The organism is Microbispora hainanensis, assembly GCF_006874475.1.
In the GTDB taxonomy this organism is placed as follows: Bacteria; Actinomycetota; Actinomycetes; order Streptosporangiales; family Streptosporangiaceae; genus Microbispora; species Microbispora hainanensis.
On record NZ_VIRM01000024.1, the window covers coordinates 100,620 to 121,286 of the forward strand.

Annotated in this window: 18 protein-coding genes; 5 read left to right on the forward strand and 13 right to left on the reverse strand. The window is 69.7% G+C overall.

Going from position 1 to position 20,667, the window contains the following annotated elements; genetic code table 11:
- Window positions 1-9 precede the first annotated feature (9 nt).
- From FLX08_RS20380 to FLX08_RS20395, 4 genes are all read right to left on the reverse strand, one after another.
- Window positions 10-1,962 carry a hypothetical protein gene (locus FLX08_RS20380; RefSeq protein WP_142620463.1) on the reverse strand — a complete coding sequence of 651 codons (1,953 nt, stop codon included), beginning with the start codon at window positions 1,960-1,962 and terminating at the stop codon, window positions 10-12.
- On the reverse strand, window positions 1,959-3,125 hold the full coding sequence (locus FLX08_RS20385; RefSeq protein WP_142620464.1) for a 5'-methylthioadenosine/S-adenosylhomocysteine nucleosidase: 1,167 nt from the start codon (window positions 3,123-3,125) through the stop codon (window positions 1,959-1,961). The genes FLX08_RS20380 and FLX08_RS20385 overlap by 4 nt, the downstream gene beginning before the upstream one ends.
- Complete coding sequence (locus tag FLX08_RS20390) at window positions 3,118-3,852, reverse strand: NUDIX hydrolase (RefSeq protein WP_142620465.1); 735 nt, start codon at window positions 3,850-3,852, stop codon at window positions 3,118-3,120. Before FLX08_RS20390 ends, FLX08_RS20385 begins: the two co-directional genes overlap by 8 nt.
- Before the next feature lie 166 nt (window positions 3,853-4,018).
- A complete protein-coding gene (locus FLX08_RS20395; protein WP_167530496.1) occupies window positions 4,019-5,818 on the reverse strand; it encodes an MGMT family protein in 1,800 nt (599 codons plus the stop codon).
- A 272-nt stretch (window positions 5,819-6,090) separates the two neighbouring features.
- On the opposite strand from FLX08_RS20395, the gene FLX08_RS20400 reads away from it, so the two are divergent.
- Window positions 6,091-7,065 carry a patatin-like phospholipase family protein gene (locus FLX08_RS20400; RefSeq protein WP_142620467.1) on the forward strand — a complete coding sequence of 325 codons (975 nt, stop codon included), beginning with the start codon at window positions 6,091-6,093 and terminating at the stop codon, window positions 7,063-7,065.
- Between the two features lie 7 nt (window positions 7,066-7,072).
- Here FLX08_RS20400 and FLX08_RS20405 read toward each other — a convergent pair whose 3' ends face one another.
- The gene (locus FLX08_RS20405) at window positions 7,073-7,588 is read right to left on the reverse strand and encodes an NUDIX hydrolase (protein WP_142620468.1); all 516 of its coding nucleotides are present in this window, start codon (window positions 7,586-7,588) and stop codon (window positions 7,073-7,075) included.
- 204 nt (window positions 7,589-7,792) lie between these two features.
- Here FLX08_RS20405 and FLX08_RS20410 point away from each other — a divergent pair, with 204 nt between their 5' ends.
- Complete coding sequence (locus FLX08_RS20410) at window positions 7,793-8,329, forward strand: NUDIX hydrolase family protein (protein WP_244312778.1); 537 nt, start codon at window positions 7,793-7,795, stop codon at window positions 8,327-8,329.
- Here FLX08_RS20410 and FLX08_RS20415 read toward each other — a convergent pair.
- The 4 genes from FLX08_RS20415 to FLX08_RS20430 form a co-directional block, all read right to left on the reverse strand.
- Entirely contained in the window at window positions 8,322-8,543 is a 222-nt protein-coding gene (locus FLX08_RS20415) for a hypothetical protein (RefSeq protein ID WP_142620469.1), read from the reverse strand. The genes FLX08_RS20410 and FLX08_RS20415 overlap by 8 nt on opposite strands.
- 207 nt (window positions 8,544-8,750) lie before the next feature.
- Window positions 8,751-9,416, reverse strand: coding sequence for an ADP-ribosylglycohydrolase family protein (locus tag FLX08_RS20420; RefSeq protein WP_142620470.1), 666 nt, complete (start codon window positions 9,414-9,416; stop codon window positions 8,751-8,753).
- 39 nt (window positions 9,417-9,455) lie between these two features.
- Complete coding sequence (locus FLX08_RS20425) at window positions 9,456-10,019, reverse strand: DUF4291 domain-containing protein (RefSeq protein WP_142620471.1); 564 nt, start codon at window positions 10,017-10,019, stop codon at window positions 9,456-9,458.
- A gap of 114 nt (window positions 10,020-10,133) precedes the next feature.
- On the reverse strand, window positions 10,134-11,420 hold the full coding sequence (locus tag FLX08_RS20430; protein WP_142620472.1) for an alkaline phosphatase: 1,287 nt from the start codon (window positions 11,418-11,420) through the stop codon (window positions 10,134-10,136).
- 258 nt (window positions 11,421-11,678) lie between these two features.
- Here FLX08_RS20430 and FLX08_RS20435 point away from each other — a divergent pair, with 258 nt between their 5' ends.
- The 3 genes from FLX08_RS20435 to FLX08_RS20445 are packed head-to-tail and all read left to right on the forward strand — an operon-like array spanning window position 11,679 to window position 16,846.
- Entirely contained in the window at window positions 11,679-12,737 is a 1,059-nt protein-coding gene (locus tag FLX08_RS20435; protein WP_142620473.1) for an ABC transporter ATP-binding protein, read from the forward strand.
- A complete protein-coding gene (locus FLX08_RS20440; protein ID WP_142620474.1) occupies window positions 12,734-14,089 on the forward strand; it encodes an ABC transporter permease in 1,356 nt (451 codons plus the stop codon). The genes FLX08_RS20435 and FLX08_RS20440 overlap by 4 nt, the downstream gene beginning before the upstream one ends.
- A gap of 3 nt (window positions 14,090-14,092) precedes the next feature.
- Window positions 14,093-16,846 carry a bifunctional YncE family protein/alkaline phosphatase family protein gene (locus tag FLX08_RS20445; RefSeq protein WP_142620475.1) on the forward strand — a complete coding sequence of 918 codons (2,754 nt, stop codon included), beginning with the start codon at window positions 14,093-14,095 and terminating at the stop codon, window positions 16,844-16,846.
- 112 nt (window positions 16,847-16,958) lie between these two features.
- Here the strand turns inward: FLX08_RS20445 and FLX08_RS20450 are convergent, their stop codons facing one another.
- The 4 genes from FLX08_RS20450 to FLX08_RS20465 all read right to left on the reverse strand — a co-directional run.
- Complete coding sequence (locus FLX08_RS20450; RefSeq protein ID WP_142620476.1) at window positions 16,959-18,134, reverse strand: glycosyltransferase family 4 protein; 1,176 nt, start codon at window positions 18,132-18,134, stop codon at window positions 16,959-16,961.
- The gene (locus tag FLX08_RS20455; RefSeq protein ID WP_142620477.1) at window positions 18,131-19,021 is read right to left on the reverse strand and encodes a sulfotransferase family protein; all 891 of its coding nucleotides are present in this window, start codon (window positions 19,019-19,021) and stop codon (window positions 18,131-18,133) included. Before FLX08_RS20455 ends, FLX08_RS20450 begins: the two co-directional genes overlap by 4 nt.
- An 88-nt stretch (window positions 19,022-19,109) precedes the next feature.
- The gene (locus tag FLX08_RS20460; RefSeq protein ID WP_142620478.1) at window positions 19,110-19,610 is read right to left on the reverse strand and encodes an HAD domain-containing protein; all 501 of its coding nucleotides are present in this window, start codon (window positions 19,608-19,610) and stop codon (window positions 19,110-19,112) included.
- Window positions 19,611-19,742: 132 nt separating this feature from the next.
- Window positions 19,743-20,667, reverse strand: a 925-nt coding sequence (locus FLX08_RS20465; protein WP_208761557.1) for an endo-1,4-beta-xylanase, incomplete at its 5' end; no start/stop codon positions are given.

Sequence of the window (20,667 nt, forward strand, 5' to 3'; positions counted from 1 at the left end):
AGCGCTTCGTCATCGGCCGCCCCGCTCACGCGTCATCCACGCCTTGCCCTCCGCGGCGACACCCTCGAGGACATGGAGCGTGTGGCGCAGGCCCGCTGCATCCAGAGACACTTCGGAGACATCTTTGGGATCCTCAGGCTGCTGCTGTTCCTCGAGTTCCGGCCCGATCATTTGAGCGGTGAACTTCTGGCCGTCAATGAGGGAGAGCTCGAAGGTATGCGAGTTGTCGTCCGCCTGCTGGACGTGGACGGCCGTGACCGCCTCGAAGCGGTAGTTCAGCCGATTCCGATCATGGAAGGTGCCGGCCTCGAAGTCCAGCTTGGCGTTGCACTGCCGTACCCCGTCGGCGGTGATGATGAAGATCTTCATGTCGTACTTCCGGTATCGCCAGGGACCGCCCTTGACCCGCGCCCGGGTCGCCGAACCGCTCCGCGCCTCGATGAAGGCGTAAGCGACGACGTCGCTCATCTTGAGCCGGTAGTGCCGCAGCGCCTCGTCCAGCAGCATCTTGCGGTCGCAGTCCAGCCAGGTGGCCATTTCTCCGTCGTCGGGCTTGTCGGCAAGCCGCTTCTTCCATCGGATGTAGGCCTTATCGCACTCGGCCGACACTTCCTTGGAATCGGACTCGTCGGCCCTGTATCGGCGGCGTTCGAGGGCGATCCGCAGCCAGGCGCTTACGGCGATCCAGCCGGCTGCGACGGCCAGGACGACCGACGGAATCCCGGTAGGCCAATTGGTCTGCATCGCGCCGCCCGCCGCCCAGGCTCCTCCGGCGGCGAAGGCCATCGCGCCGAGCATGGCCGTCGCCATCGTGGGCGGGGGAGTGGCCAGTTCCTGACGGTAGCTCCACAGCGTGCCGCCTCTCCACCGGCGCACCACTTCGTCCACCCGATGGCGGATCAGCCAGTTGAACGCCTCGACCTTGATGCCTGTGTCACGGTACGCGTCCGCGATCTCGTCACGAATACGCCTGCGGATGCCGGCCGTCCACGTGAGCCACACCTCGCGGTCCATCCCGTCCGGCACGTACTTGGCGAGGTAGTACACGAGCCGATTGTCGATTCTCCGCGCGAAGCGATCAGGAGACGTGTCGGTTCTGGGGCGTGGTGTCAGCCCGTACGCCTCGTCGGTCGCCTTGCGGCGGCCCGAACGGAAGCACCATTCCAGGCCCGCGCGGGCGGCGAGCCAACCCCCGCTGATACTCACCAGGTAGGCGAGCAGAGCGGAGACCCGGCCGCCCTGAACCAGTAGCAGGCCGATGTGCACGGTTGCCGGTACGGAGACCAGCGTCCCCGCCACCGCCTTGAGCCAGGTCGCAACGGGAACCGTCGGCTGCTCGGGCTGTCGCACCTGGGGGGTGGCCGGCTCCGGCTCGAAGAACTTCCAGACCCGGTTCTCGCGGTTGCCGGCCTTCTGCTGCTCGCGGGCGTCTCGGAGGGTGAGATGCCACAGCTGGTCCTTGATCGACCCGTCGAGGAACAGCCCCATATGGCGCAGGATCGTGGTCCGATGAGTCGGGCGGAGCTCGTCGAGCTCTGCCATCAGAAGGCGGACGTCCGCGCCGGGTTTCTCCGCGGCGCCCAGGAGCCGGCGGATGACCCGCACGCCGTCTGCCCAGAAGTCGTCGCCGGTAAGCGGGAGGAAGCGGTCCGAGTCGCGGAGGCGGGCCGCCTCTTGGGCGGACAGCTCCCGGCGGGTCCTGCCGCTGACCATGGCGAGCGGCCAGTAGAAGCACACTCGGTTCGTTACGTAGTTGGATGCACGTGCCTCGTCGATGAGCCGTAAGGCCCGCCCCGCCGCGCCGCCTTCCAGAAAATGGACGCCGATTTCAAACTTCTTCTCCGGCGGCGAATCCGGGGCGACCGCGTAGTAGTAGACATCGCCATGCACGACGCCGGCCTGAACGCCGACCTGGGCGTCGTCGGCGGCGACGTTCGTCGTGGTGTCCTGCGGAGGCGTCATGACAAGGCCTGCGCGAGAGCGATGATGGCCGCGAGCTCCGTCGCCAGCTCGCCGACGTCGCTGATCAACCCGCGGAGCTTCTTGAGAGCCATGGTCAGTCTGCCCTTGCTCTGCGGCGCCTTCGTCTGCAGGGCCTCCTCGGCCGCAGCAAGCTCCTCCTGAGCCGCGATATAGGTGTCCTCGTCGAGGCGACCGTTGTCCCGTGCGTGCTTGAGCTGGGAGCGGAACCCGGCGAGCGCCTCCGTCAGGTCGGTCGGCCGATCAGGTTCGAAGCCGAGCCGAACATCGCCGTGGACGACTCCGGCCTGAACGCCGACCCGGGCGTTGTCACGTGCGATGTTGTACGTCGCCCCGTGCTCGGGCATGGTGGATCCTTTCGCCGCCGTGCTCCTCGTCAGCCAGCCACCGTCCCGGTCCTCGGCGGCGATCTCTTCGGCCAGCGCCGCCGCGAACGCCGCGGCGTTGGCCACGGCCCGCTGCTGCCACTGGTCGCGGTCGGCCACCTCCTTGGTTCCGTCGGCCCGGTCGCTGATGCCCCTGATCACGATGACGGGAAGTGCGCTGTTCAGGTGCCCGGCCTGGGCCACTCCGGCGGCCTCCATCTCGACAGCGACGGCGTCGTTGTAGTTCTGCCGTATCCACCGGGCATGTCCGGACACCTGGGAGTTCAGGACCACCTCACCGGCCGCGATCGGGCCGAAGTGCACCTGCGGGGCACGGCCGGGATCAGGGAGATCACGCGTCCACGCGCCGATGCGGCCGATGTGGCGCGCGATCTGGTCGGCGGCATGCGATGTCTCCCAGCTGCGGGGGCGGCTCTTGAGCCCGTCGTCCTCGCTCGTCCCACCGTGGTAGGCGTAGATACGGGTCGCAACGACGACGTCCCCGAGATCGATGTGGGAGTGCAGGGCGCCCGCCACGCCCACGAACAGCAGCGCGGCCGGGTGGAACTCATTGATGGCGCGTTCGGCCAGCACTGCCGCCGACTGGTTGCCAGTCCCGACATGAGCCAGGGCCAGTCGGCAGCGGTTGCGGTCGAGGCGGCCGACCTCGAAGCGCGTGCCGTGGTGATGACGGTGTAACTCCGGGTCGAGCAGCTTCCTGCGGATCGCTTGATATTCCAGGTCAAGCGCGGTGAGGATCACGATCGGGCGGTCACTCACTCTCCTGCTCCTTTGGGCTCGGTGGCTCGGTTGGCCGCACCATCGGCGGATAGAGGACTGTGCGCGGACCGGCCCGGAACAGGCGAGCGGGCCGGCCGGTGGCTTTGCGGGCTGTCCCTGCCGGGACGATGAAGCCTTCGGTCTTCTGGACCTTGCGATAGAAGTTCCTGGGGTCGAGCGGGATCCCCCAGACCGCCTCGTACACGTCCTGCAGATCGGTGATGGTGAATGTCGGTCCGCAGAAGGCCGTGGCGAGGGAGGAGTGTTCAAGCTTGGCGCGAGCGCGCTCTACACCATCCGAGATGATGCGCCGGTGGTCGAAGGCGAGCGTGAGGTCGTCGGCGAGCACCCCTTCGACGGGTTGCCATCCTGCATCGGCCGCATCCGTTCCCGCGGTCGGCTCCGGCAGGCGGGGTGCGATGGCCAGGTACGCCACCGATACGACTCGGCCACGTGGGTCGCGCCCCGGGTCTCCGTACACGCCCAGTTGTTCGAGGCGGAGGGTTTCGACGTCGAGGTCGGCCTCCTCCGCCAGCTCCCGGTGAGCCGCGGCGGTGATCTCTTCCTCGGCGTGCTGGAGGAACCCGCCGGGTAGCGCGAGAGCACCCTTGTACGGCTCGATACCGCGTTCGACGAGCAGTACGTGCAGGCGCGACCGGCGCAACGTCAGGATCACCAGATCGACCGCGAGGAGAACGACGGGCGGCACCCATTGGTCCTCGGTCATGCGGCTGAGACTAGCTTTTTGTCAATCTGACAGAAATAGCCGCGAGGTAAGACGTGTCAGTCCCCGGAATGAGGCCGAGGGGCCACGTCCCGTCGTTCTCCCCGGTGCGGGCTGCAGCGTCAGGAGCCAATCCGGGGCGGCCTGCCGTTGCTGCTGTTCGCCACGGTCAGCGGGGCGTTTCGCCGGTCAGGAACTCGTTCAGCGCCGTGATGATGACCTCCCGGGCCTCCGGACGTGTGAGGGCTTCCGGCTGGAACGACGGGTACTTGCCGTAGTCGGCGGATTCGAGCTGGTCGCGGAGGTGGGCCGATCTCGGAAGGACGCTGAGCCTCTCGGCGAGTCGTGTCATACGTTCTCGTGAAGCGCCGTGACTGCGTATGGACCCGAAGTTGACGGCCAGGACCGACTTGGCCGGCCCTGTGTAGATGCTCCACACGGATGCCTTGTCGGAGCCGAGGTTGAACCAGGCGGTGACCGAGGGATACTCGCCTTCGCCGAAGTAGTACTCATGGAAGGACGGGTGGCTCTCGGCATGACGGTAGACGGCCAGCAGCGTGTCGCGCACTCCGGCGGGGCAGTACTCCTCCACGGCCTGGAGGAAGCTGGGCTCGTCCCACGCGCGCTTTCCCCGCGGGCCTGTGGCCGGTTCCGCCTGAGCGGTCACCGGGGCGGCTCGCAGCTCACCGGCGGCGTCGGGGGTCATAGCGGGAAGGGGATCTCCGAGGGCTTGCTGGATGGCGATGGCCATCGCTTCGAGCCACTCGATGGTCGCCTCCGCCTCGGCGGCGGTGATCGGAGCCTTCTGCCCGGGGCGTTGCGGGTCGTGGTCGGCGGTGTGGGCGATGTTGTTCCTGCGCCAGGCGATCTCCCGCAGCCTCGTACGGACGCCGTCCGCGGTGATCGGGCTCCTGGCGTCCTGGTCGGTCAGGACCTCGGCGACCTTCACCCAGAGGTTCACCGTGCTGACGTACGCGAACCCTTCCTTGATCTTCTCTGGATTCTGGAAGGTCATGAAGGAGAAATGCTTCTCCAGGTGGGCGCGGAAGCTGTCCCCGAGAGGTTCGTCGTGATGGTGAACCCTCTCGAACAGCTCAACAGGGATGCTCAGGTTGCTGAACTTGGGAGGACGGCGCACTTCCGGACTCAGGGCCAGAGCAACGGCCCGGTCGACGATCTCGCGCGTGACCCAGTGGTCGAGGGCCGCCACGGCCTGGGTCCAGGCGGCGCGGTAGAGGTCGGTGACGTCGAAGGAGCCGACCGCGAGTCGTTCCAGATTGCGACCCCCGTCCACGAGTTGCCGGGCGTACTGGAGGTTCTGCTGGAACTGCTCGAACGCGGCAGGAGTCGGATCGGGCGGAGGCGGAGGCTGGGGACCTCCCACGGGTGGCAGGGCGACGCCGTCCTCGGCGAGCATCGCGCGGAGGCGATCGGCGGTGATGTGCCGCTGCGGGTCGGCTCGGCCGGCGTGGTCGAAGGTCAGGCCTTCCTTTTCGAGCACCTCACGCGGATCATCGGTCCGTTCCGGGTCCGGCCATCGGAACTGCTGGGAGATCCGTCCTCCCGACTGCAGGACGCGATGCGCGCTGCCGACGTCGGTGCTTTCGGCCATGAAGCCCCCGACTGCCTGTGCCGACATGCCCACCAGGGCCGCGAGGTCGCCATACGTGGTCCAGTAGCCCGGCTCCAGACGCTCCAGGGCCTGCAGGACGCTGCTCCAGCGGGGGTCGCGGTAAACGCGTACCTGCGGCGGCAGTCGCCTCGCGCGGTATTGGCGCACCATTTCCTGATAGAGCTCGGTGCCCTCGAAGTCGTCGAGCGCGCGGATTCCCGCTTCGGTGATGGCCCAGCCGTTCCGCTTGGTCATCCAGCCGATCGAGGCGGCCTCGCCCGTGCGAAAGCCCAGTTGCGCCCACCACCGCGCCTGGCCGTGGGCGTTGGGCCCCCGGAGCTCCGCAGGAATCGTCACTCTGCTTTCGACTTCCTTCCGAACTTCTTCGGGCCGCAGCGGCCGTCCGGCTTCACGCAGGATCTCGAACGTGGCACGGAGAACGGGAGAAATCTGATCGGCATAGGCCATGGGGGATTCCTGCCTTTCGACTGTCGCCTCGGCAGGATAAACAAGGGCGCGGTCGAAATCCCTTGTCTTACGTAACCCCACACCCCTTCGTACGGCGGGTGAAACGGGGGCGTACGGGTAGGAGGGGGAACCGGGGCCGGGGGAACGTGGGGAAGCGGCCGATGACGACGGCGTTCATCCTGTGGGGAGGCGGCAGCCTGGGAGCCGCGCAGGTCGGCATGCTCCGCGCGCTCACCGCTCACGGGATCCGCGCCGACATGGTGGTGGGCGCCTCAATCGGGGCGCTCAACGGCGCCTATTACGCCTCCCGCCCCGACGCCGGAGGCGTGGAGGAGCTGGCGCGGCTGTGGCTGTCGGTGAGCAGCCACGACGTTTATCCGGTGAGCGGGCCCGACGTGCTCCGTACCTTGGCCGGAAACCTTCCCCTTCATCCCCTGCGGGGAGCCCTGCAGGCGCTGGGTGTGCTCAACTACACGTTCCCGGTCAACCCTGCCACGCTGGTCGCGGCGCTGCTGGGCCGTCGGAACTACCTGTTCGAGAACTCTTCCCTGCGGCGGTTCCTCGAACGCATCCTGCCGATCCGCACCCTGGAGGAGACGCGGGTTCCGCTGTCGGTGCTCACCGCGGACGTGCGGACGGGGCGGCCGGTGATCCTTTCGCGAGGGCCCGCGTTGCCGGCCCTGCTGGCCAGCACCGCGATCCCGGCCCTGTATCCCACCGTGGCGATCGGCGACCACGTGCTCATGGACGGCGGCGTCGCCGACCTGACCACACTGGACTACGCGGTGGACGCGGGGGCCGACGAGGCGTACCTGCTGGCGCCCGGGTTCTCCTGCCACCTGCCGGCCGCGCCGTCGACGGCGATCGCCATGGCCCTGCACGGCTACAACCTGCTGAGCGAGCAGCGCATCAGCGCCTCGATCAGGCACAACACGCGGCGGACACGCCTGCACGTGCTGCCGCCGCTGTGCCCGGTGGAGGTGTTGCCCGTCGACTTCCGGGGTACGGCCGACATGATCGATCGAGCGACCCTGTCGACCGCCCACTGGCTGGAGCGGCGCGAACCGCATCCCCGCCTCGCCCGCCCGCTCGGCCCTCCGCACGGCGAGCACCACCTACGACGCGGGCCGGCCTGATCGGTGGTCACGACCAGAGTTCGAACGGCTCGCTGAGCTTCTCCCCGGCCAGGAAGGCGGTCAGCAAGCGGGGAAGACTCCGGGGATAGAACGGTTTGGAGCTGGCCACCACTTCGGGGATCGGCCACCAGCGGAAGTCGAAGTAGTCCTCGCGCTCGTAGTCGAGGCGCCCGGTCTCGTCGATCAGGTCGCCGGCCTGGTCAAGGCGTACCTCGACCACGACCTCATGCTGGAGATGCCGCCGGTCGCGGTGCCGGAACGACGCGGTCCGGCTCCAGTTCGGCGGCCCGACCTGTTCGGGGGAGATGATGATGCCGGTCTCTTCGCGCAGTTCCCGCGCCGCGGTTTCCCGGTAGGTCTCGCCCTCGTCGACGCCGCCTCCGGGTAGTTCCCACCACTGGCCGAGTTCCGGCGCGGTCGGTTCATGAGTGTGGAAAAGCAGGATGCGGTCGCCGGTATCGCGAAGCACGATGCGAACCGCGTCACGTTCGAAGATCGGCAAGTCCTGGGGGATCTCGACCATGACCAGACCTTTCGCCTCGGGAGTGCCTGCCAAGCGTCGTGGAGCCGTCATGGCCCGATCGGCGCACTGACGATCTCCGGCTCCCCGCTGCCGGGGCAGCGTACGGGGATCGTCTCGCAGATGCGCCGCGAGCGCCGTAGAGGTCCGACCGGGAACCTCTCCGAGATGCGGACCGCCCCCCGCCTGGGCAAGTACGATCGAGCCGTGACCGAAATGACCGAAACGACGCCAGGCTGGCTTGCTCCCGACGAGATCGAGTCGGTGCGGGGCCGGATGCCGATCCTGTACGTGGACGCAGTGCCGGTGCGCGTGGACGACACGGGCACCGTGACCCGCGTCGGCCTGCTGCTGCGGATCGGCGCCGACGGCACCGTGAGCCGGGCGCTGGTGTCCGGGCGGGTGTACTACCACGAGCGCATCCGCGACGCGCTCCTGCGCCACCTGGAGAAGGATCTCGGGCCGGTCGCGCTGCCGAGCGTGCCGGTCTCGCCGACGCCGTTCACGGTGGCGGAGTACTTCCCCACTCCGGGGGTCACGCCGTTCCACGATCCCCGCCAGCACGCGGTCTCCCTGGCGTACATCGTCCCGGTGCGCGGCGACTGCCGGCCCCGCCAGGACGCGCTGGACCTGGAGTGGTTCACGCCCGAGGAGGCGGCCTCCCCGATCGTGCAGCAGGAGATGACCGGCGGCCAGGGCGTGCTGCTCAAGCAGGCGCTCGCCTACGTCGGCCGTCTCACCTGATCCGGGGCCACTCCTCCGCGAAGGCGGGGCCGAGCGCCCTCGTCAGCCGTTCCAGCCAGTCACAGCGATCACCGGTGACCTGCGGATATTCGGCGCGGAACTCGTTCCAGTCGACATCGAGGGAACGGATCGTCTCCGGGCCGAACTCGTCGGCCTCGCGCTCCCCGAGCGCGTCGCGCAGAACCCCGTACAGAAGATCACGGGGGAGCGCCACGCGCTCGGCGAGCAGGACGGCGTCGTAGAGGTCCTTGCCCTGCGGCCAGATGTCGGGACGCCAGCCAGAGCAGCTTCCACGCCAGCGATACCTCGGGGGTGGCCGGCCACCTGACCGCAGGGACGTCGGCTCGTCCCAGCGGCGGGGCGTGGCGCTGCAACAGGATCGTGTCGATGAGCGGCTCCAGCAGCGGGCGGTCGTACGCGGTCACCGATCCGCCGGAACTCCGGCCGTGGAGTGCGGCCAGGAACCGTCCGCCGTCTCCGGGCGCAGACCGGCCGGCACCTCGGCCCAGCCGGGCAGCGGTTCCATGCGGCGCAGCCAGTCGCGCGGCAGTCCGCCGAGCCCGGTGCGGCCACCCAGGACGCCGCCGACGATCGCGCAGGTGGTGTCGACGTCGCCGCCCGCCGTCGCCGTCGTCCAGATCGCCCGTTCGACGTCGTCGAGGTGCCGGGCCGCCGCCCACAGGGTGAACGGCAGGGTGTCGTGCGCCGCTGTGTTCCGGCCGTTGCCCAGAGCACGGGCCGCGAGCACAGGATCGGCGATGGTGAGCAGCCGCCGGGCCGCGCCGATCCCGTCCCGTACGCCGCCGGGCGGTGTGCCGGTGGCCGGGCCGTAGCCGCGGTCGAAGTCGTGGTGCGCGGCGAACGAGGCCGCCAGCGCGTCCTGGTCGACCATGCCCCGGCCGGCCAGCAGGCGGTAGAGCGAGCAGGCCATCTCCGTGTCGTCGGTCCACTGCCAGGGCCCGGGCGGCAGAGTGCGGGCGGCGAGCGCCTCGCGGTTGGCGGGCACGAAGAACTGGGAACCGAGCGCGTCGCCCAATGCCAGGCCGTACAGGGATGCGGTCGCGCGCGTGAGGGGATCGGATGCCATCGCCGCCAGTCTGGCACAGGCCGGGAGACGGGGCCCTGCTCAGGCGGCGCCGATGACGGCGGCGAGGGCGGGCGGCAGCGGATAGGGCCGTTCGGCGGGCGGTGCGGAGGCGCCCGCCCGGACCGCGCCGAGTGTGTCTGTGATGTCGGTGACGGAGACGATCCACTGGTCGGCGTAGCGGTCGACGGCCTCGCGCGACAGGCCGATCTGGATCGACCGGTACGGCAGCGGGTTCAGGTGGGCGTCACGCTCGGGATCCCACTGGATCCGCACGGGGCTGTCTCGGAGCCGGGCGGACCACGAGGCGTGGTCGTCGCCGGGACCGGGATGACTGGGACAGGAACGGGCGAGCGCCCATTCGAAGCCGTCGCGGGTGATCTCGACGGCGAGCACGCGGGTCTGGCCGGGCTTGGCGGCCCAGCCGCTGCGATACATCATCCAGTGGAACGACGGCTTGATCCAGGTCATCCGCTCCCGCTTGAACGGCGGCACGAACCTCTGAGCCGCGACGGCTCTGACGGCGATCGCCGGATCGTAGGCCTGGTAGACGGTGACGGCCTCCTCGCTGTAGGCGGCACGGATCTGCCTGTAGGGGACGTTCATGCCGCAGAGTGTCCCCACGCCCGGTCGCGGCGGGCAACCGGTTATCGCCGTGCCCGGCGGAGCTTCGGCCGCGCCGCCGCCGATGGAGGCGGCGGCGGCGCGACGAACGGCCGATCAGTGACGTGAGGTCAGCACCTTCGAGAGCACCGTGTGCACGTACGTGTTGGGGTGCTTGCCGGTGAAGAGGGCGGACAGGGGCCCCTCGGCCGTGACCGGGACGTCCACGCCGGTGTGCCCGGTGGTGGTCCAGTCCATCATGAACGTGAGGTTGCTGCCGTGGATCTTGAACGGACCGTCCTCGGTCGACAGGTCGCTGCCGCTCTCGTCGGTGTCGTCGGTGTCCTCCACCGTGAGGCCGCCGCAGTCGTGGTCACCGGTGATGACGAGAAGCGTGTCGGGGTGCGCGGCCACGTACGCCCTGGCGACCTTGACGGCCTTCTCCAGGGAGGCCATGGCCTGGAGCACACGGGTGCCGTTGTTCTCGTGCGCGAACTCGTCGACGCCCTCCTCCTCGACGAACAGGAAGAAGCCCTTCTTGTTCGTGCTGAGGGTGTCGAGGGCCTTCTTGGTCATGGTGGCCAGGTCCACGGCCGGGGCGTAGACGTCGCCCTGGCCTTCGGGCCGCTGCTGGAACATCTCCTCGTTGCTGAACAGGCCCAGCAGCTTCCCTCGCTTTGCCTGGGCCAGCTGCTTCGCGCTGGAGACGTACTGGTAGCCGGCGCGCTTGGCCTTGTCGATCAGGTTGCCCTTGGTGCCCTTGCTGGCCTCGTCGGGGTCCTCGGCGGGCTTGTCGGGCCACGCGCCCGGCGTGCCCGCGGGGAGCCACCAGTCCTCGCCGCCGCCGAGGATGACGTCCGGCTTGCTGACCGCCAGGTACTGCCGCGCGATCTCGTCCTGAGAGTCGCGGTCGGCGGTCTGGGAGAACCACGCGGCAGGGCTGGCGTCGGTCACCTGAGACGTGGTGACGAGGCCGGTGGACTTGCCCGCCTCCTTGGCCTGACGGCCCAGGATCGGCAGCGGTTTGCCCTTGACGTCCACGCTGATCGCGCCGTTGTAGGTCTTGGTCCCCGTCGCCCAGGCGGTGGCCGCCGCGGCGGAGTCGGTGACGGCGGTCTTGGGGTCGTGCGGGCTGGTGCTCAGCTGCCCGGAGACCGGGAGCTTGTCCATGGCGAGCCGCCCGTCGAGACCGGCCAGGTGCAGCCGCGCGGCTTCACGATGAGCCGCGGACATGCCGTCGCCGTTGATGAAGATCACGCTGCGTGCCCGGCCGCCGTCGTGGTGGTGCGAGGTGGCGGCGTTCGCGGGCAGGACGGGATTGAGGACCGTGCCGACGACCGCCGCCGTGGCCACAGTCGTCGTCGGCACAAGCAGCCGCAGCAGACGCTTGCGGGAGGAACCCATGTAAAAACCCCCAGTTGAGCACTTGTTTACAAAACGGGGATATTACGGGCGTAAACCCACCAGTAGGTGAACGTGGCCTGGAGACATCTTTAACTGCTCAGGCCAAGTCTCCCGCCTGTCACGATCTTTGTTTACTCGGCGTGAACCCAGTGTTGTCATGGTGCACACCGTCCAGCGTCCTTAGTGGGTCTAACTTTCTCGCTGCCGTACCGATCAACGAACCTGCGATCGAGTGCCGGCTGCCGAGGAAGGACACGGATGGGAAAAGTCGACGGAAACAGGAGCCCGGCAGTCCGGGCTCGCGGGATCACGAAGTCCTTCGGCGATGTGGCCGCACTCGACGGCGTCGACCTCGATGTGGCGTACGGGCAGGTCCACGGCCTGGTCGGCCCGAACGGCGCGGGCAAGACGACGCTCCTCGGCCTGCTGCTGGGCTTGGCGGTCGCGGACGGCGGCCGCCTCGAGATCCTGGGTACGCCGGTCGGGCGGACGCTCGCCGTCCCCGGCGGCGTCGCGGGCTTCGTTGACGGGCCCGGGCTCTATCCCTCGCTCACCGCGCGGCAGAACCTCGCGGCCCTGGCCTCGCTGGGCCGGTACGACGCCGGGGGCGCCACCGGCGTCGACGACGCGCTGGAGCAGGTCGGGCTCTCCGACGTGGCCGAGGACCGGGTCCGGGGCTTCTCGCTGGGGATGCGCCAGCGGCTCGGGCTGGCCGCGGCGCTGCTCACCAAGCCGCGACTGCTCGTCCTCGACGAGCCGGCCAACGGCCTTGACCCCGCGGGCAAGCACCACGCGCACCGCGTCATCGCCGGACTCGCCGCGGACGGGGCCGCCGTGGTCTTGTCCAGCCATCGCATGGACGACCTCGCCGCGCTGTGCTCCGAGGTGACCATCCTCGCCGCCGGACGGGTCGTCTTCTCCGGGCCGGTGAGCAAGCTCGCCGCCGAGAGCGGCGAGCTCGACTACCGGCTGCTCACCTCCGACCCCGCGGCCGCCCACCGGCTGGCGTCGGAGACGCCCGGGCTCCGCGTCGTGCCCGGCCGCGACCCCGCCCAACGACTCGACGCCGACGCATTCGTGGTGCGCGGACCCGTGCCGGCCGTCGACGAGCTGGTCGTACGGCTGGTGCGGGCCGGCGTGGCGCTCCGGGAGCTGGCGCCCGTGGTGACGCCGCTCGAGGCCGCGTTCCTCGCCCTGACCGGGGCAGGCATCGCCCCTGCGCAGACCCAGGAGGAGCGGACCGGCCAGCAGGAGCGGACCGGCCAGGAGGCGCAGACCGGCCAGAAGGCGCAGACCGATCAGGAGAACCTGCGATGACCGCAACCGTCACCCGGCCCCCGGTCGGCGTCCGGCCGGCGCCCGTGCTGCCCGGCTACCGGTTCGAGCTGGCCAAGCTGCTCTCCCAGTGGCGCATCCGCCTGCTGCTGCTCGCCTGCTGGATCGCCCCGGCGAGCTTCGTGGCCGCCGTGAGCCTGCAGAGCTCGCTCCCCGCCGACACGGTCTTCGGCCGCTGGATGAACGCGACCGGCTGGGCGGGGGCGCTGGTCGTACTCGACTTCTCGTGCAGCTGGGCGCTTCCGCTGCTGACCGCGCTGGTCGCCGGCGACGTCTTCGCGGCCGAGGACCGGCTGGGCACGTGGCGTCACCTCCTCGTGGCGGTCCGCTCACCGAGGCGGATCTTCGTGACGAAGGGCCTCGCCAGCCTGACCGTGCTCCTGCTGCTGGTGGCGGGGCTGGCCGTGTCGGGCGTCATCGGCGGCCTGGCCGCGGTCGGCAACCGGCCGCTCGCCGGCCTGGACGGCCATCTCCTCGCCCCGGCGGACGCCGCCGCCACGGTTCCGCTCGCCTGGCTGTGCGTGCTGGCGCCGACGGTGGCGTTCGCCGCCGTCGGGCTCCTCGGCTCGGTGGCCCTGGGCCGCTCACCGATGGGGCTGCTGATGCCCGCGCTGCTCGCCCTGGTGCTGCAGCTCGCGCAGCTGCTCCCGCTGCCGGTGGCGGTGCGTACGGCCCTGCCGAACAGCGCCTTCATCGCCTGGCGCGGGCTCTTCACCAGCCCGGCGCAGACCGGCCCCCTCCTCATCGGTATCGCGGTGAGCGTGGTCTGGGCGGTCGCCGCCACCGCGCTGGCCTACCGGCTGTTCCTGCGCCGCGACTTCACCGACCTCGCGTACGACGGGTCGGGCCGGCGGGTCGTCGTGGCGGCGGTCCTGCCGCTGGCCGCACTGGTCGTCCTCACCGTGGGCGTGATCGCCGTCGCGACCCCGGCCACGGGCTCGGGGATCGAGAAGGGGAAGCTGCAGGACTCGCTCGCCACGGCGTACGCCCATCTCTATCGGCTGCAGACGCGGGAGCTCCATCGCCCCGACGTCACCGAGGCGCAGCTGGGGGCGTCCGCGTCCTGCGACAAGGGCGGCTCCCGGGTCCTCGACCAGGGACCGGGCAACGACTGGCGGTGCGTCGTGTCCTGGCACCTGCCGGGCGCGAGCGCCGTCGGCTCCGCCATCTATCAGCTCGACGTCACCGCGGACGGGCGGTACGTCGCCGACGGAGACGGACCCAAGGAGGTCAACGGCTACTTCCAGGTGCGCACCCCGGCCGGGGACGCACCCAACCTCCTCTGGCAGTTCGACGGGAACGTCGACCTGCTCGCAAGCACCTCGAAGGAATGATTCATGCACGTCACGCGCCAGCGCGTCGCCAAGGTCCCTACCGGACTCCTCAGCGGACGCACCGGCAGGCGGACCCGCCTCCTCGCGGCCGCCACCGCCGCTCTCGTCGTCACCGGCGGCGGCATCGCCTACGCGTCCACCGACGTATTCGGCACCCAGCAAGTCGGCCAGACCACCGACAAGGGCCTGGTCGTGTCGAGTGACCAGTACATCAACCCGATCGGCGAGCGTCTCGTCATCGACAACGGCAAGATCATGTCGTCCTCGGTCAGCCCGGACGGCACGCACCTCGCCGCCTCCGTCACCGACGGCGGCGTGGCGCTCGTCATCGTCGACCTGAAGAACTGGAAGGTGCAGCAGGTCGTCGGCAACAACGCCGCGGCGAACCTGCGCATCACCGACAACCTTGTGGGCCAGGAAGGCCCCACGTACTCGCCCGACGGTTCGCAGCTGTGGCTGGGCCGGGCCGACGGCTTCACCAGGTTCACCGTGAACCCGGACGGCTTCCTCGCCGCCCCGGTCGACATCGCCATCGCCGCGCAGGGCTCGAAGCGCGCGCTGGTGGGTGAGCCGGTGTTCTCCGCCGACGGCAAGACCGTGTACGTCGCCGTCAACGGTCAGAACCGGGTAGTCGCCATGGACGCGGCGACCGGGGCCATCCAGCAGAGCTGGGCCGTGGGCAACGCCCCGCGTGACATGGTCATGGTCGGCACCAAGCTCTACGTCAGCAACGAGGGCGGCCGTCCGGCCAAGCCCGGCGAGACGACGATCAACTCCTACGGCACCCAGGTGCCGGCCGACCCGAAGACCGGCGCCACCACCACCGGCACGGTCAGCGTCATCGACCTGGCGAACCCGTCCGCCGTCCCCTCGAGCATCGACGTCGGCCTGCACCCGACCAGCCTGTACGTCAAGAACGGCGCGCTGTTCGTCACCAACACCGCCACCAACGACGTGTCGGTCATCGACACCGCCGCCGACAAGGTCGTCCAGACCATCGCCACCCAGCCGTGGCCGCAGTCCTCCGTGGGCTACGAGCCCGACGCCGTGACGCTCACCGACGACGGTCACCTGCTGGTGACGCTCGGCCGCGCCAACGCGGTGGCCGTCTACCGGTACACGAGCCCGCAGGAGCCGGTCAGTTACGTCGGCCTGCTCCCGACCGACTACTTCCCGGCGGAGATCACCACGGTCGGCGACCAGGTGCTGATCTCCAACACTCGTGGTATCGACGCCCGCCGCCCCACCACCGCCGCCGGGCACGGCACGCACGACACGACGTCGAGCCTGCAGCGGTTCACGCTGCCGGACGACAAGGAGATCGCCAGGTCCACGGCCACGGTCTTCGAGCAGAACGGCTGGGGCAAGAACGACGTCAAGATCGCCCACGGCAACAAGCAGAAGGCCGAGCCGGTCCCGAAGCGTCTCGGCGACCCCTCGACGATCAAGCACGTCTTCCTGATCGTCAAGGAGAACCGGACCTACGACCAGGTCCTCGGTGACATTCCGGAGGGCAACGGCGACCCGTCGCTGGCCCAGTACGGCGAGAACGTGACGCCGAACCAGCACGCGCTGGCGCGCCAGTTCGGCCTGTACGACAACACTTACGACATCGGCACCAACTCCGCCGAGGGTCACAACTGGCTGATGCAGGCCGACAACCCGGAGTACACCGAGTCCTCGGCCGGTCAGTACCTGCGCAGCTACGACACCGAGGACGACGCCCTCGGTCACCAGCGGACCGGCTTCATCTGGAGCGGTGCGCAGGCCGCGGGCAAGACCGTGCGGAACTTCGGTGAGTTCCACCAGTTCCTCACCAAGCCCTCGGGCGCGACGTGGCAGAACCTGTACTGCGACGCCAAGAACATGGAAGCCACCGGGGCGAACACCGCCTACACCCTGAACTCGTCCTCGCCGATCCCATCGCTCAACGACGTGTCGGTGCACGGCTTCCCGAAGTTCGACACCAGCGTCCCCGACATCTATCGCTACGAGATCTGGAAGCGTGACTTCGACGCCAACGGGCCGGCCAACCTGAACATGTTCTGGCTGTCCAGCGACCACACCGGCGGTCCGGTGAACGGCGCCGGCCAAGTCGCCGACAACGACCTGGCCGTCGGCAAGATCGTCGACAAGATCTCGCACAGCAGGTACTGGAAGGACTCGGCGATCTTCGTCGTCGAGGACGACTCCCAGGCCGGCACCGACCACGTCGACGGCCACCGTGCTCCGATCCAGATCATCAGCCCCTGGGCCAAGCACGGCACCGTGGACAGCCACTACTACACGCAGATCACCATGATCCGCACCATCGAGCAGATCCTCGGCATCCAGCCGATGAACCAGAAGGACAGCGCCGCCACCCCGATGGCGGCGGCTTTCACCAACAAGCCCGACTACACGCCGTTCACCGCCCTGCCGAACCGCACGTCGCTGACGCTGGGCCTGTCGGGCTCCACCCTGCCGTCCTGTGGTGCGGACACCCCGGCGCCGCAGAACCCGGCCGCGGCGGCGGCGCCGTCGGCGAAGGTGCCCGCGGACAAGCAGGAGATCGCGAAGAAGTGGGGCGCCTGGAAGTCGCACCAGGCGTTCAACGGGCCCGCCGCCAGGGCCGACTCCGGGAACCCGGAGCAGATGAACCGCTTCTCGTGGTACGAGGCGCACGACTACAAGAAGCCCTACCCGGGTGACGGCGAGATCTACGCGCCGGACCAGGTGCCGGGCGCCTACATCCCGTCGTCGGACAACGACGGCTGACGCAGGCCGAACAGACGGAAGGGCCCTTGACCGGCGTCACCGCCGGCCAGGGGCCCTTCCCGCCTTTGCGCGAGGCGGAGGCCGGCCGGGGCCGTGTACGCGTGTGGCGGGGTCAGCGCCGCGCCCGCGCCTCGCTGCCCGTCTTGGCCAGCAGGAGTTCGGTGAACAGGTTCTCCCACAACGGCATGACGTTCTCCGGCGCGTACTCCCTGGCGGTGGCCGCGGCGGCCGCGCCCATGCGCAGCCGCAGGTCGCGGTCGGCGATGAGCCGGTTGATGGCCGCGGCGAGGGCGTCCACATCCCCGGAGGGCACCAGGACGCCGTCGGTCCCGTCGGTGAGCACGTCTCGGGGGCCGGTCGGGCAGTCGAAGGCCACGATCGGCAACGCGTGGGTCATCGCCTCGATCATGACCATCGGCAGGCCCTCGAACCGGCTGCTCAGCGCGTAGATGGAGGCCCGGGCGAGCTCGTCGTCGAGGCGGTTGGTCCGGCCCATCAACGTCACGTGCGCCGACAGGCCGTGCTCGCCGATCAGCCCCCGCAGGGCCGCCTTCCTTGGGCCGGTGCCGAAGACGCGCAGGCGCCACTCCGGGTGTTCCTTGACCACCTGGGCGAACGCCGGCAGCAGCAGGTCGAAGCCCTTCTGCCTGACCAGGCGTCCGGCGGCGACCACGACCGGATGCTCCTGCCGCGAGGGCATCTGGTTCACCGAGTGCACCGCGTTCGGGATGCGGACGATCCTCGCGCCGGGCAGCGCCTGCTCATACTCGCGCCGGTCGCTGGGGGTCAGCACGGCGATCGCGTCGAACGCGCCGTAGTGCCGGACGATCTCCTCGCGCAGCGTGCCGGGGTAGGTGCCGAGGTTCATGTGCTCCTGCGCCACCCGCACGACGTTCTTCGAGGCACGGCGCGCGGAGATGATGTTCAGCGCCGGGCGCGTGGTGACGAGGACCCCGTCGTCCACCGAGGACACGTAGTCGATGACCGCCCTCTCGACCCGCTCGGTGAAGTAGCCCGCCGCGAACTCGCCGTACGGCACGAGCTTGCCGCGCAGCCTCCGCCACACGCGCCGGCCGAGGGAGTCGGCCCGTACGCCGGTCCGCTGGTCCACCAGCGTGGTGAGCGTGACGTCGGGATGCAGCCGGAACTGCGGCTCGTCACGGCGGCGCACCACGCTGACGATCTCCACCTCGTGGCCGAGCGCCGCCATCGCGTTCGCCTGGTTGACCACGGTGCGGATCGTGCCGCCCATGCCGAAGGCGTGCAGGAGCATGTAACGGATTCTCATCGGCCCTCCTCCTTGGGGAGGTAGCCCCAGCTGCGGCAGATGGGTTTGAGCAGGTCGGGTATCTCATCCGGCCCGGGCAGGTCGCGTCCCGGCTGCACCGTGCCCGACCGGATCTTGTCGCTCCAGTCGCCCAGGCCCTTCTGCACCACCTTCTGCTCGCCGTACGCCAGCATGCCGGGCTCCCACTCCAGATGGAGGAAGTCGCAGATGGCGCGGGTCGTCTTCTCCGGCTCGGCGGTCAGGTCCTCGTAGCGGACGGTCAGGCCGGTGAGCGCCTTCCTCGCCCGCTGCACGGCCTTCATGTAGCGCAGCGCGTCGGCGGCGGCCTCCTGCCGGGTCCGCTTGACGGGATCGGCCTCATACCAGGAGGCGGCGATGGATGCGGGGTGGCGCAGCAGGAAGATGTAGCGGGCGTCGGGCCAGCAGGCGGCGATCCGGGCGTACGCGAAGGCGTTGGCGGGGGTCTTGTCCACGATGGTCCGCTTGCCGCTCCGCACCAGTTCGCGGTGGAGCACCCGGTCCCACAGCATGTGCTCCAGGTCGGCCTGGTTGTGGCCGAGCGCCTCCATGGCCTTGCGGGCCAGCGACGTGCCGAATCCCACGGTCAGCCGCCTGACGTGCAGCTCGTGCGGGGCGTGCAGGTGGGGGTGGGCGTTCAGGATCGACCGCAGCAGGGTGGAGCCCGACCGCACCGGGGACATGACGAACACCGGCGCGACCAGAAGGCGGTCGGCGCGGGGGTCGGCGGGAGGACGCACCAGCTCCTCCGGCGCCGCCGGCGGGGCGGGGCTCGCGGGCGACGACGACTGGGCTGCGGGCCGGACCCGGGTGAGCTGGACTCCCGTGAACCTGACGAGTGCGCCGTTGATCCTCCGCTGCCATGTCATGGCCCGCGACACTACCGGGGCTTCCGGGGAAATCCCTGAGAATCCGCCCCCCGCTCACCTGTGACCCCACCATGTCTCACCAGGAGGCTTACGGCTTCCGTGCGGTCAGCCATCGGCGGGCGGCGTCCAGGTGGGCGTCGCCCAGCCCGTCTCGCGGATCGACGGCCACGACCAGGAACTCGCCGACCCCCGGATGGCCGTTCAGGAACTCCAGATCGGCCGGGCCGAGGTCGTCGTCGAACCACACGAACGGCCGGCCCCGGACATATTCGGCGACGTGCCAGGTCTTGAGGTTCACGCCGGGCGGGCGGGGAGGGTCGCGGTCGATCGGGATCACCGGCAGCGGGGGCAGCCCGATCCTGGGGCAGATCTCCTCGTTCGCGCGTTCGCCCCAGGTCGTCGCCCAGGTCAGCGTCGCGCCGGTCTCCCTGTGCAGCGCGGTCAGCTTGGCGCCCTGCCGGGGATCGAGCAGCAGGCGGAACCCCTCGCCGTCCGCCACGCAGTCGAAGCGCCGGAAGCGCGGCGAGGAGCGCCGTACGGGGTTGAGCACCCCGTCGACGTCCAGCAGCAGGAGCAGGGTCCCGTCCATAACGGCCATCATCCCGCCGCCACGTCCGTCCGTGGCCGCACGGGTGCCGCAACGTGAAACCGGACCCGGCCGGACATCTCGTCCGAACCGGATCCGGTTTCGCCAGGAGTCAGGAATCGCCGGGATCGGTGATCAGGAGCTGGTGCAGGTGAGGGACGGGGTGGCCGCGCTGCCGTTGGCGGTGAAGCCGAAGGTGGTCGACGAGCCGGCCCCGATGGAACCGTTGTAGGGGGCGTTGCGGACCGTCACGGAGGAGCCGGACACGCTCTGCGTGCCGTTCCACAGGCTGCTGAAGGTCTGCCCGCCGGGCCAGGTCCACTGCACGGTCCAGCCGTTGACCGACGAGCTGCCGGCGCTGACCGTGACCTCGGACTGGAAGCCGCCGGGCCAGCTGTTGACCGTACGGATCGTCGCGCTGCATCCGTTGCCGGGCTGCGGCGAGGTGCCGGGCGACGGGCTGACCGGCGGGGTCGGGCTCGGGCTCGGGCTGGTCGGCGGGGTCGGGCTGGGCGAGGTGTTGGGTGCGGCGTTGTTGAGGGCGTTCAGGACCGAGGTGTAGGCGGCCTTCTTGTTGCCGTTGCCGTCGAACAGCAGCGGGGTCTGGCTGGAACGCCAGGAGTCGCTGTCACGCACGCCCCACACCGTGATGCCGACACAACGCGAGACCGCGAGGCAGTCGTTGACGATGTTGGCGTAGGTGGTGGCCGAGGCGCCCTCGACGTCCAGCTCGGTGATGGCCACGTCCACACCCAGCGCGGCGAAGCTCTGCAGCGTGGTGCGGTAGTTGCTGTTGTAGGCGCTGCCGCTGTTGAAGTGGCCCTGCAGGCCGACGCAGTCGATCGGCACACCGCGCGACTTGAAGTCCTTGACCATGTTGTAGACGCCCTGCGTCTTGGCCCAGGTCCAGTTGTCGATGTTGTAGTCGTTGTAGCAGAGCTTGGCGGCCGGGTCGGCGGCCCGCGCGGTGCGGAAGGCGACCTCGATCCAGTCGTTGCCGGTGCGCTGCAGGTTGGAGTCGCGCCGTCCGCCGGAGCCGTCGTCGAAGGCCTCGTTGACG